General features: G+C 57.5%; 9 protein-coding genes. 8 read left to right on the plus strand and 1 reads right to left on the minus strand.

Annotation, left to right across the window (positions count from 1 at the left end; all coding sequences use genetic code 11):
- Positions 1–309: 309 nt before the first annotated feature.
- Positions 310–969 (minus strand): RT0821/Lpp0805 family surface protein, encoded by a 660-nt coding sequence (locus ABJK70_RS12000; RefSeq protein WP_347258094.1) that lies wholly within the window; start codon positions 967–969, stop codon positions 310–312.
- A 312-nt stretch (positions 970–1,281) separates the two neighbouring features.
- Between ABJK70_RS12000 and ABJK70_RS12005 the strand changes: the two genes are divergently transcribed.
- The 8 genes from ABJK70_RS12005 to ABJK70_RS12040 all read left to right on the plus strand — a co-directional run bounded on the left by ABJK70_RS12005 (position 1,282) and on the right by ABJK70_RS12040 (position 12,177).
- On the plus strand, positions 1,282–2,955 hold the full coding sequence (locus tag ABJK70_RS12005) for a formate--tetrahydrofolate ligase (RefSeq protein ID WP_347258095.1): 1,674 nt from the start codon (positions 1,282–1,284) through the stop codon (positions 2,953–2,955).
- 408 nt (positions 2,956–3,363) lie between these two features.
- The gene (gene wecB / locus ABJK70_RS12010) at positions 3,364–4,488 is read left to right on the plus strand and encodes a UDP-N-acetylglucosamine 2-epimerase (non-hydrolyzing) (RefSeq protein ID WP_347258096.1); all 1,125 of its coding nucleotides are present in this window, start codon (positions 3,364–3,366) and stop codon (positions 4,486–4,488) included.
- A gap of 456 nt (positions 4,489–4,944) precedes the next feature.
- Positions 4,945–6,234 (plus strand): O-antigen ligase family protein, encoded by a 1,290-nt coding sequence (locus tag ABJK70_RS12015; protein WP_156879378.1) that lies wholly within the window; start codon positions 4,945–4,947, stop codon positions 6,232–6,234.
- Positions 6,231–7,250, plus strand: a complete 1,020-nt coding sequence (locus ABJK70_RS12020) for a family 10 glycosylhydrolase (RefSeq protein ID WP_347258097.1) — start codon at positions 6,231–6,233, stop codon at positions 7,248–7,250. The genes ABJK70_RS12015 and ABJK70_RS12020 overlap by 4 nt, the downstream gene beginning before the upstream one ends.
- Complete coding sequence (locus ABJK70_RS12025; protein ID WP_347258098.1) at positions 7,229–8,107, plus strand: glycosyltransferase; 879 nt, start codon at positions 7,229–7,231, stop codon at positions 8,105–8,107. Before ABJK70_RS12020 ends, ABJK70_RS12025 begins: the two co-directional genes overlap by 22 nt.
- Positions 8,104–9,261: a glycosyltransferase family 4 protein gene (locus ABJK70_RS12030; protein WP_347258099.1), complete on the plus strand. Its 1,158-nt coding sequence runs from the start codon at positions 8,104–8,106 to the stop codon at positions 9,259–9,261. The genes ABJK70_RS12025 and ABJK70_RS12030 overlap by 4 nt, the downstream gene beginning before the upstream one ends.
- 11 nt (positions 9,262–9,272) lie before the next feature.
- Entirely contained in the window at positions 9,273–10,409 is a 1,137-nt protein-coding gene (locus ABJK70_RS12035) for a glycosyltransferase family 4 protein (RefSeq protein WP_347258100.1), read from the plus strand.
- Between the two features lie 100 nt (positions 10,410–10,509).
- Complete coding sequence (locus ABJK70_RS12040; protein ID WP_347258101.1) at positions 10,510–12,177, plus strand: Gfo/Idh/MocA family oxidoreductase; 1,668 nt, start codon at positions 10,510–10,512, stop codon at positions 12,175–12,177.
- Positions 12,178–12,190: the final 13 nt, after the last annotated feature.

The raw sequence follows: 12,190 nt of genomic DNA on the forward strand, positions 1-12,190 counted from the left end.
TCGTGGAGCGTTTGCTGGCCCCGCAGCCGACGGAGTCTGACGCGGCGTGAAGGCGATAGGGTACCGGCGTGTACCGGCGGTACCCGTAAGGCGGAAAGCGTTGCGCTGTTTCACCCTACGAACCGGACGGCTGTGAAAGAATTTACTGCGCGGCCCGATTCTCGCTTGCGATGTTCAACCTGCGAGCTGATGAGTGTTAAGAACTCGTAGGGCGGGTTAGCGAAGCGTAACCCGCCGAAAGGCCAGCCCGTAAGAAGGATGGATGCCTTCCGATCGACTCCGTACGGGCATTGCGGGCCTTGCCCCTGCTCAATTCCGAATCACCCAGCTCCCGTCCGGCTGGCGGCACGCGATATTGTTGACCGAGTCGCGCTGCTTGCCGTAGGTCATGCGGGTGGAGAATTCGCGGCAGCGCTCTCCGTTGTCGTTGAAGGTCCGCAAGGGCGTGACCAGATAGTCCACCTGGTTGTCCGGGTTCATCCAATGGACGCTGCGGCGGTCGTCGGCGAAATCGAGCGCCCGTCCGGTGCAGAACATGTCGCTCGCGTCCATGCGGCGAGCGATCTGGTCTCCGATGATCGCGCCGATCACCGTGCCGGCGACGGCGCCAATGACCGTCGAAGCAGTGTCGCCGTTTCCGACCTTGGAGCCGATGACGCCGCCTAGCGCACCTCCCGCAACGCCGCCCAGCACCTTGCCGACCATGGTGCGGTCGCAGCGGCCCGATCTTACGCCGTAGTCGTGATCGTGGTCATGGTAATGACGGGTTTCGCGGTGTTCGTAACGGTCGTCGTAGTCATCGCGATGTCTGTCCTTGTGTTTGCTCCGGTAGCCGTGAGCGGGTGCCCAGTCGGGCGGATCGCTGTACGCGTCCTGGGGAAAGCTCAGGCTAAGCGCCAACAGAATTCCGCTGAGAAAAACGAAAGGGTTGAACCGATCGAATACGGGTGACGTTTTCGTCGCCGACATGGTTGCCTCTTATTGTCGAAAAGTAATTGTTGTTATCCGCTCGGCCGTAAAGCAATTCGCAAGCCATCCCTGAAGGACGCTCATTCCGGCTGACGTATGGAGAGCATGCAAGCCGAACGCGTCGCCGGCTCGCGACAAAGCCCAACTCGATAGTGTAGCCAAGAACTCGGCCGGCTTGCTGCGTTGCTTCCGGCAACTTGTTAATATCTGCCAGCTTCGAGGGTTCAGTTACGGCGTTTGACGCCTTGTGCTCGCTGCCCTTTTGATCCCGACTTCCATATCCACGACCGAGATAGATAAAAAGGTGCATTCATGTCCGACATCGAAATCGCTCAAAAAGCCAAGATGCTGCCGATCATCGATCTGGCCAAAGACAGGCTGGGTATAGCGCCCGAACATCTCGACCCGTACGGCCACTACAAGGCCAAGCTGTCCCTGGACTATATCGACGGTCTCAAGGACAGGCCCAACGGCAAGCTGATTCTGGTCACGGCCATCAGCCCGACGCCGGCGGGGGAAGGCAAGACCACCACGACCGTGGGTTTGGGCGATGCGCTGAACCGGTTGGGCAAGAAAACCATGATCTGTCTCAGGGAGCCCGCTCTGGGGCCGTGTTTCGGCGTCAAGGGCGGAGCGGCCGGAGGCGGCTACGCTCAGGTCGTGCCCATGGAGGACATCAATCTTCATTTCACCGGCGACTTCCACGCCATCGGTGTCGCCCACAACCTGCTGTCGGCGATGATCGACAACCACATCCACCACGACAACCGGTTGAACCTCGATCCGCGCCAGATCGCCTGGAAGCGTGTCATCGACATGAACGACCGCGCACTGCGCGACATCGTCATCGGCCTGGGCGGAACGGCCAATGGCTTTGCGCGCGAAGACGGCTTCGACATCATCGCCGCCTCAGAAGTGATGGCCATCCTGTGCCTGTCGAGCTCCTTGAAAGAACTGAAAGAGCGCCTCGGAAACATCCTGGTGGGTTATACCCGTTTCGACAATAAGCCGGTTTTCGCCCGCGATCTCAAGGCGCACGGCGCCATGGCCGCGCTGCTGAAGGACGCTCTGCGGCCGAATCTGGTCCAGACTCTGGAAAACAATCCGGTATTCGTCCACGGCGGTCCTTTCGCCAATATCGCCCACGGCTGCAACTCGGTGGTCGCGACCAAGACAGCCTTGAAGCTGGCCGATTACGTGGTGACCGAAGCAGGCTTCGGCGCCGATCTCGGGGCGGAGAAATTCATCGACATCAAGTGCCGCAAGGCCGGCCTCAAGCCTGACGGCGTGGTGCTGGTCGCGACCGTGCGGGCGCTCAAGTCGCATGGCGGCGTGCCGGTCAAGGAACTGCAACAGGAGAACCTGGAAGCTGTGGAAGCCGGTTTCGTGAATCTGGAGCGGCACCTCGGCAACGTGCAGCAGCGGTTCGGCTTGCCCTGCGTCGTCGCCATCAATCATTTCACCTCGGACACCGACGCCGAAATCGCGCTGCTCAAGCGCAAGGTCGAGGAGATGGGGGCCAAGGTCATCGTCTGCCGGCACTGGGCCGAGGGCGGAAAGGGCGCGGAAGACCTGGCTCGGGAAGTCGTCCGGATGGTCGATGCCGGTCAGTCGAATTTCAGTTTCCTTTATGAAGAGCAAGCGCCGCTTTGGGACAAGATCAAGACGATCGCCACCCAGCTGTACGGGGCGGCGGATATCACCGCGGACAGCAAGGCCCGTCAGCAGCTCGAGCGCTTGAGCGAGGAATACAGCCATTTCCCGGTGTGCATCGCCAAGACGCAGTACTCGTTTTCGAACGATCCGAATCTCAAGGGAGCGCCGTCCGGCCACGTGCTCTCCATCCGCGAAGTGCGGCCTTCCCACGGCGCCGAGTTCGTGGTGGCCGTCTGCGGCAGCATGATGACCATGCCGGGACTGCCCAAAATGCCGGCGGCCGAGGCCATAGACGTGGACGACAACGGCCGGATTACGGGCTTGTTCTAAAGATTCAAAGAAGTGCCGGCGGAAGCGTCGGCAAAGGATTGCCGACCTACGACACTAAAAGCCTATCTCAGTAGGCCGTTCGCCCTGAGCCTGTCGAAGGGTTTTATCACCTACTGGGATAGGCTCTAAGTCAGTTGTAGGTCGGGAATCCCTTCCCGACAGAATTGCCGGCAAAGGGTTTTGTCGGCCTGCGGCTACCGCCACCAGAAATGAGGGGAAGTTTGTTCGGCACAAGGCTTGGGGGCGATTTAAGCGCTCTTACGTATAAACTTCTTAGTACGTCCACGCATAAACTCGTTACATCGCTCGGCGATTGTTCAATTCTCGAAGCGTGTGGCGCGGAATCGTTGTAATGCGAATGGCCGTTTGGTGCAGTGCTAACACGAAAAACCGAAGAGAGACCATGCTTTGAATACAATCGCCCAGACCTACAAGATGTTTATCGTCGCCGGTGCGCGGCCCAATTTCATGAAGATCGCCCCGATCATCCGGGAGCTTCGGCGCGGCTCGTATCCGTTCGAATACAAGCTGGTCCATACCGGGCAGCACTACGACAAGGAAATGAGCGACGTGTTCTTCGAAGAATTGGAGATACCGTCGCCGGATTATCACCTGGAAGTAGGCAGCGGTTCCCATGCCGAGCAGACGGCGAAAGTGATGGTCCGTTTCGAGGAGATCTGCATGAAGGACCGGCCCGATTTGGTGATGGTGGTGGGCGACGTGAATTCGACGCTGGCCTGCTCGATCGTGGCGAAGAAGCTCGGGATCAAGGTGGCTCACGTGGAGGCTGGACTTCGGAGCGGAGACATCACGATGCCGGAGGAGGTCAACCGCATCGTGACCGATTCGATATCCGACTATTTCTTCGTGACCGAAAAAAGCGGCGTAAGTCACTTGTTGGCCGAAGGCAAACGGAAGGACAGCATCTTCTTCGTGGGCCACGTGATGATCGACAATCTGTTTCATCAGGTGGAAAAGCTGAAACACCTCGCGCCGACGGCATTCGAGACGACGATCTTCAAGCAGCGGAATCCGTCCTATGGCGTCGTCACGCTGCATCGGCCTTCCAATGTGGATAGTCCGGAAACGCTGGCCGGCATCGTCGAGGCATTGGCGGAGGTGAGCACCGCATTGCCGCTGATATTTCCCATACACCCCCGCACTCAGGCGAACATCCAGAAATTCGGCCTGACGATTCCCGATTCCATCGTCACCACGAAACCTCTGTCCTACATGGAATTCTTGAACCTGTTCAAAGACGCCAAGATGGTGTTGACGGACAGCGGCGGCATTCAGGAAGAGACCACGGCGCTCGGCGTCCCTTGCATTACCCTGCGCGACAACACGGAACGCCCGATTACGGTCGAAGAGGGTACGAACGTGATCGTGGGTTCCGATCCTGCGCGTATCGTGGCGGAAGCTCGAAAAGTGCTGAGCGGATCGGGTGCGGCAAGGAAAAAGCCGGAGTTATGGGACGGTAAAGCATCGGCCCGAATTCTATCCGTTCTTTCGGACGCTATGCGTGCCGACTGAACAAGTTCATCGCAGGAGGCGCGAAGCGAAGTAAACGGAGCTTATGCGAAGGCGAAAGCCGGATTTTTTCTAGAGTATTTTCCGGTTTGGCATCGCGCTCCGAGGTGCTGTAGGTCGGCAATCCTTTCCCGATCGCAAACGGTTGTTTTAGTCGCGACCCTTCCGACAAAGTCCCTGGCCGATCCTGTGTGTCGGCAAGGGATTGCCGACCAACGATTTTCCTAATCCTCGCCGCTAAGCGGCGGTGAAAAACGCTCTAGTCCCGGCCTCAAGACGCAGTCTGAGGTCGTGGTATGCGCCCCGAACCGGTCGGATTGCCACTCGGGTTGATCCGAGGCCGACCGGCGTCATTTTTCGGCAGTACGTTTCGGCCGCGGCTCGCTAGTCCGAAGCCGAATTGCAAGGTAGCTCAGTGGTTTATTGGAATGATTCCACAGTATGCCGACGTAATCCCTTATGTTTTTCGTATTGCTTCTCGTCGCCGTGGGCCTGTATGGCCTGCTGGCTCTTTGGTCCCCGGTGTTCCTGCTCAATTATGCGTTGCTGACGGGGCCGATTCCGTTGACGCCCGGGAGCGATGAGATCAGCTCGACGCCTATGGGGCACATGAGTCTCGCAGCTGTGCGGTTGTTCGGGCTATGGGTTGCCGTTTGCCTGGTTTTGGTTCCCCGCCTGTCGAAGACGCTCAAATACCTTTCCCGCTACAAGCTTCACTTGCTTTTTCTCGCGTTCTGCCTGACGTCGATCTTGTGGGCGCCGAGCTTGTCGTTCGGTCTCAGGATGATCGCCAAATTGAGCGCGCCGCTTCTGTTCGTGATGCTCGTCATGACCGCCGTGTCCTCAACGCGCCAGCTTCTGCAGACGGAGCGAATCATCCTGGCGAGCGGCATCGTCATGGTGGTGTTGGCCTTGATGGCGCGGCTCTTCGGTCTGAGTTCCGATCCGAGACTTACGCTTCCTCATACCAGCCCGGCCACGTTTTCTGCCCATATCGTCGCCGTGAGCATGCTTGCCATGGCCGGGTTTGCCGTTGCCGATAAAACCTTATCCAGAGGACTAATGATTATCGGATTCTCGATCGTGGTGATGGCCGCGTTTACCCGTATCACGATAGCCGCGATATTCATCGGATTTTCGGTGATTCTGTTCCTGGGCCGCCGAGGTATCGGCAGAATTATTCTTCCCGTATTCAGCATCGTGAGTTTCCCGGCCTTGTTTTTGCTCAGCCCGAAATTCCGAAGCAGGATGTTTATCGGCGGCGAGCAAATGAGTTTCGATACGGTAATCGCGAATCCTGAGGATGCCGTGGGAAGAATTCATGGCTCCGGCCGTTTCGACGCCTGGGAAATGGTGCTGAATCGATTTTTCGAACCCCATCCCTTGCTGGGCTCCGGGATCGGGGCGACCCAGGATTTTTTTTACGAACGCTCGGCGGGCGGATTGGGTGTCATTCACTCGGAATACGTGAGGATGCTGAGCGAAATCGGTGTCGTGGGTCTGACCTTATTCATATTGGTCATCCTTGGCTATTTATGGCGATTGTTTCGTATCTTGCGGTTTCGTGACGATTCTCAAACCAGGAAATATGCGCTTGCCGGTGTCGGAGGCTTGACGACTTATGTGATTTTCATCGCCACGGATAACGGTTTCGATTACGTGACGCAATTCGCGATATTCGTGTTTTCTTTGGTCGCCATGGCCGAAAAAGCGAACGAATTGTCCGAGAAACATGGAGGTGCCCGATGAGGTTGAATCGTCGGCAATTTTTGGCGGCAACCGCGTCTTTCTGCGTTTATCCGCTGTCCGGCGGCTCCGCCGAAGAGATGAACGAAAGCCGGGCGATTCTCGACGAGGGATTGCATTGGCTGGGGCATTCGAACGCGGAAAAGATATGCCGCCGGGTGAAAGAAGCCGGCTTCAATGTGCTGGTGCCGTGTATCTGGGACGGCCGGGGAACCACATGGCCTAGCCGTCTGGCACCCCGAGACGAGCGGCTGCGGGGTTATATCAAAGGCCAAGGCGAACAGTTCGACCCGGTGCGCATCTTGCTGGATACCGCGAGGAAACATGATTTGGAGGTTCATCCCTGGTTCTCGATGGGGCTCCGGAACCGGGACGATTTATTCCCGGAATTGGCGGTAAAGGGCGCGAAATCGTTCGACTGGTATAAGCCCGCGTTTCGGGATCGAATTACCGAGATCGTGTTGGAAGTGATCGCGAAATATCCCGTCGACGGCGTGAATCTCGATTATGTTCGCTTTTCGGTACCGCAGGGCAAGCGGGCCGACGAAGCGGAGCGCGCGATATCAGGGGTTATAGGGAGAATATATAAGGAAGGAAAACGTTTGAAACCGAATTTGGTCGTCAGTGTCGATGCCGCCCCATGGAAGGACGATATAAAAACCTTCGGTCAAAACGCTCCGAAATGGGCCGACGAAGGAATCGTGGATGTCGTTTATTCCATGCAATATCACGCCAATCCGGATTTCGGCATCATCAAAACCATTCAATCCAAAATGAAGCGTCCCGAGGCGATGGTCGTCATGGTCGGAAATTTCGACCGTGTCGGTCCGGGGAACAAGGTGGTCGATCGCCGTCCCGATCGGCTGTCCGAGCTTATCTCTAAAGCGCGAGCCTTATCGAAGGGGAATGGCGTCGCTGTTTATCTTTACGGACAGCTGAGCGAGCGGCAGATCGAGACTCTGCGAAAAGGGGTTTTTCGAGCCAAGGCGAAGCCGTCTTGGAGGCGGGCCAGGGTTTGATGATTAGGGAATGTATGAGCTCATCATTGGAAAATAGACCCGAACCGCCAAAGGTATCGATCGTCATGACGGCATTCAATGCCGATCGGTATATCGAATCCTCGATATCCGCCGCCCTGGCTCAGGATTATGCGAACTTCGAAGTGGTTTTTCTGGATGACGGATCATCCGACGCGACGGAAAATATTTGCAAAGCGATAAAGGATCCGCGTTTCCACTATATCAGGTGCGAACGCATGGGCCGGTCGCGAGCGCTTAATGAAGCAATTCGAAGGGCATCCGGGGACTATATTGCGATTAATGACGCCGACGATTTGAGCGTTTCTTGGCGTCTGTCTTACGTGGTCGGATTTCTGCTCGATAATCCGGACGTGGCGATCGCGGCTACCCGATATATATCGACCGACATTTTTCCAGGAACGATCCCCGAAATATCGAGCCAGCCCGCGGCCGCCGCGGGAGAACGGCCTGTTTCAATTACGGTAGCCAGACTCTATCGTAGTAACCCATTGGTTCATTCCACGGCGATATATCCGAGATCGATATGGCGACGCGTCAAAGGGTATGACGAAAGCCTGGAGATGTGCATAGACTACGATTTTTTCATTCGTGCGATGCGGCACGGCGGAGTGGTATTACTCCCGCTGCCGACGATCATTTATTATCGAAACCCATCGAGTTTCTTCAAAACCAAGAGTTCAATAAGTTATCTGCATAATTTACGGATTATCCGGCGCCGAGCCAGAACTATTTTACCGCTGCCGAAATGGGCGAGGATTTATGATTTGATTCCCTGGTATGCGGTTATTAAATGGCAGGTCATGAATTTTGTCCGGGGCAGTATGGAGCAGGTATGAACCTGGCCATCGTAACGAATATACTGACGCCGTATCGGATTCCGTTATTCGAGGCGATATCCCGGCAAGTAGACCGTTTATCGGTCTTGCTCATGGCGGAAACCGAGGAGAACCGGGATTGGATTCTGGACGCTTACCGTTTCGATGCGGACGTTTTGCCGGGATTTCATTTGCCGATCCGGGGCCGTGAGACTGCCGTTCACATGAACTACGGAGTAACCGAGCGGCTAAGGCGACTGAATCCCGATCTCGTTCTTAGCGGCGGATTCGCCCCCGCCAATTGGGGGGCTCTTCTGTATTGCGCGAAACATCGAAAACCGTATCTGGCCTGGGGCGAGTTGGCGCTTAGGAGCTGCGCCGGCGGCAATCGCCTGCGCCATGGGCTCAGGCGGTTGATCTGCGGGCTTTCCTCGGGAGCGATCGCGTCTTCGAGCGAAGCGAAGCATGTTTTCATGCACTATGGAATCGACGAAAAAGACATTCTGTTGGCACCGATGCCGATCGATGTGGACTACGTCAATTCGGAAGTGGCGGCGTGCAGAGCGCATCCCGGGTTTCGGGACGTCAAGAGCCGGTATCCGGGGCCGGTCCTGCTGTCGGTCGCGCGGCTCATCGACGCCAAGGGTTATCCGCAGTTGTTCGACATGTACGCGGAAATCGTGAAGACGCGGCCGGAAACGACGCTCCTGGTGGTCGGAGACGGTCCGGAGAGAGAACGGTATGTAAACCATATCGCAGCGCGCGGGTGGGGCAACCTGCATCTGGTCGGACACGTTCAGTGGCGGGATTTGATGACCTATTACGCGCTCGCCGACATCGTCGTTTTTCCAAGCCTCGCCGATACGTTCGGCGCCGTTATCGCAGAGGGTATGGCGGCTGAACTTCCGGTCATTTCGTCGATCCATGCCGCTGCCACGGAAGATCTGATCGAGGAGGGCAAAACCGGGTTTGTCATCGACCCCCTCGATATTTCCGGCTCAATCCAAACCATATTGAAGGTTCTCGCCATGCCCGAGGAGGAGCTGCGCCGAGTCGGACGCGAGGCTTTCTTGCGGGCCCGAAACATCGGCATCGAGGGTTCGGCCCGGCGGATGATCGAATTTTTCCACTCGAAGGTGAAACCTGGAGCCTCTCGCGCTATCAGACATAGATGATGGTTCAAGGAATGAAACGGAAGCTCCTGATCATAGGACCGACGCCGCCGCCGTATCACGGCGTGGCCGTTGCGACCGAGATGCTGCTCCACTCCGAGCTTGCCCGGGCGTTCGAGGTATCGTTGGTGGACACGGCCGATAGGCGGGGCATCGCGAATGTATACAAGCCCGATGCCTACGACGTGGTTCTGTTCGTAAAGGAATGGCTCAGCCTGGCCAAGATCGTATTCACCGAGCGGCCGCACTTGGCTTATCTGCCGATCTCTCAATCCACCCTGGGCATTTTGAGGGACAGCCTGTTTTTCTGGTTCGCTTATTTGTCCGGATGCCGCCTGGTAATCCATCTGCACGGCGGCAATCTCAGGACGTGGTACGAGACGCAGGGGAAACCGGTCAAGGCGTACGTAAGCGCCTTTTTGCGGAGAACCGAACGCATCGTCGTGCTCGGCGATTCGCTGAGGCCGATATTCGACGGATTGGCGGATGCCGGGCGGGTCGCGGTGGTGTCGAACGGCATCGATTGGCCTCGTCAATATGTCAAAGACTATGAGCGTCCAAGACAGGATACGCGATTCAGGGTTCTCCATGTCGGTACGCTCAACCGAGCCAAGGGCACTTTGGCGCTTTTGGCGGCCGTTCCGCAGGTGCTGCGCGCCAAGGGGGATCGTGCGGAATTCGTCATCGCCGGCGAATGGTCGAATCGCGAGGATCGGGATGAGGCCATGGCGTTCATTCGGGAGCATGATCTGAGCGCTGCCGTGACGTTTTCCGGACCGGTTTCCGGAGAACAAAAACAGAGGCTGTATGCCTCCGCCGATCTGTTCGTGTTCGCCGGCATTCAGCAGGAAGGCCAACCTCTGGTCGTCCTCGAAGCCATGGCGGCGGGGTTGCCGGTCTTGTACTCCGATCGCGGTTGCCTTCGGGAAACCGTGATCGAGGGCGTCACCGGACTGGAGGTGCGGGCGAACGATGCGGATGACGTGGCGAGACGCATCGTATGGATGATGGACAACCGGCCGGGCAGGGAAGAGATGGGGCGAAATGCGCGCAAGCGATACGAGGCACTGTATACCAAGGAGCGTTTTATCAAGGACATGGTATCGGTGTTCGATAGCGCCGGAGGCGAGTCGACGGCTAGCACCGCCTGACGCCACCCTGTCGAACGGTAGTTTATTGGCCTCGGACGAAGTCGCCCGTCCGGATATCGAACGGACACGAGCCTATCGTTGGAAGGGATAGCCAGCGCCAATGGAAATTGAATTCGCCGACAAGTCGTACCTTCTGCCCGATCCCGAGCCGCCTTACCCGTCGGTCCTGATCGAGGTGGAAGAGGCTGTCGCTTTCAGGAAGCCGGTTCAGTCTGAAGCCCACCGCTTCGACTATCCGCACCGCCTGTCCAAAATCATCTTCTTTCTTTTGCACGAGGGCCCGAGGCTCGCGTTGTCGAAAGCGAGAGCCGCCGGATTCCAGCGTCGGCTACACGCAAAGCGTGCCTTGGTGTTGGCCTATGGAAAAATCAGGGAAGGCTCGGATTTGTTCGTAGGTCTGGGACCTCAGGAATATCCCTATTCATCGGTATTGGCCTTTCCCCGGCGCTGGTGCGTCAAGATTCCAGACCGGGAGCGATGGCGGCCGGTTTTGCACCGCGTTCTCCGGTATTTGAGCGAACATCCCGAGCGGTTCGAGGCGGTGTACGGCTGGTCGCCTTACTCCGGGACCCATGTCGAGTTCGATTTGGAAAACCTTCTCCAAGACCTCGATTCGCACGCCGCTGACAACGGCAACGATGCGATGATCGAGCGGCGGTACAAGCCGTCCCCTCGAAAATCCCGGTTCCAACGAAAAGAGCCAACGATGGGAAATGAAAGAGCGCTTTTCCTGATCGGCGCCGGCGCCTATGCCCAAGCTTACGTCCTGCCCAGCCTGAGACCTCTGCGGAGGCATACCGTCGTCGATCTGAATCCCGCCGCGGCGGCGGTGGTCGGCGCAAGGGAAGGGTTTGGTTACTGGGATACCTCCGCCACGCGGGCCCTGACGAGGTTGCGCCATCTGGACGAACCCTGCGTTGTCATCTGTACCTATCACTCCACCCATCTGGAACTGGCGGAGCGAGCCCTGGCGATCAACGAACGTTCCAGGATATTCATGGAAAAGCCCCCGGTAACCGATTTTCGGCAGCTTTGCCGGCTCTCCGATCTGCGCCGGCAGGAGGGCGCCTTCATCGAAATCGGATTCAACCGGAGACACAGCCGGATCATCGAACGGTGCAAGGATCTGTTGTCCCTTGGGAGCGGTCCGATTACCGTGACCTGCATCGTCAAGGAGCTGGGTCTTCCCGCTAGCCACTGGTATTACTGGCCGGCACAGGGGACGAGAATTACCGGAAACCTGTGCCACTGGATCGACTTGTCCTATTACCTGATCGGCGCTCCGCCCGTCGGGATAACGCTCGCCTCGCCGAGCGGGATTCCGGCCGGAGACGAGGTTTCCATTGTCATTGCGTTCAGGGATGGCTCCAAGGCGACGCTGGTCTCAACCGACCGGGGCAATTCCTTGCGCGGGGTACAGGAGTACGTCGATATACGGCGAGGGGATATGACTCTGACCATCCACGATTTTCTGAAGCTGGAGGTCCAGGATGGGGCGAGACATCGGGTATTTCGTTATTGGTTCCGAAACAAGGGCCATGCCGAAATGTATCGGCATTACCTGAAGGCGGTCGAGAATCGGATGCCGCCTTCGTATCCGGCGGAGGATTTGCTGCAGGTATGCAGGATGTATCTGGCTGCATCGGAAATGGCCAGGCGCGGCATGAGCACATTGTCGCTGACCGAGCCGGAAGCCTACAGGCTGACGGCGGCCGCCGGGCCTCGCACATCGGACGTCAGCGTTACCGGATTTGGTAGGGCGGGTTAGGCCGCGGGCCGTA

Source organism: Methylocaldum sp. (assembly GCF_039794385.1).
Taxonomy (GTDB): domain Bacteria; phylum Pseudomonadota; class Gammaproteobacteria; order Methylococcales; family Methylococcaceae; genus Methylocaldum.

Excerpts from the sequence above, each read along its gene's own strand:
- ABJK70_RS12000 (WP_347258094.1), bottom strand. The coding sequence starts at position 969 with ATGTCGGCGACGAAAACGTCACCCGTATTCGATCGGTTCAACCCTTTC.
- ABJK70_RS12005 (WP_347258095.1), top strand. The coding sequence starts at position 1,282 with ATGTCCGACATCGAAATCGCTCAAAAAGCCAAGATGCTGCCGATCATC.
- ABJK70_RS12015 (WP_156879378.1), top strand. The coding sequence starts at position 4,945 with ATGTTTTTCGTATTGCTTCTCGTCGCCGTGGGCCTGTATGGCCTGCTG.
- ABJK70_RS12020 (WP_347258097.1), top strand. The coding sequence starts at position 6,231 with ATGAGGTTGAATCGTCGGCAATTTTTGGCGGCAACCGCGTCTTTCTGC.
- ABJK70_RS12030 (WP_347258099.1), top strand. The coding sequence starts at position 8,104 with ATGAACCTGGCCATCGTAACGAATATACTGACGCCGTATCGGATTCCG.
- ABJK70_RS12035 (WP_347258100.1), top strand. The coding sequence starts at position 9,273 with ATGAAACGGAAGCTCCTGATCATAGGACCGACGCCGCCGCCGTATCAC.
- ABJK70_RS12040 (WP_347258101.1), top strand. The coding sequence starts at position 10,510 with ATGGAAATTGAATTCGCCGACAAGTCGTACCTTCTGCCCGATCCCGAG.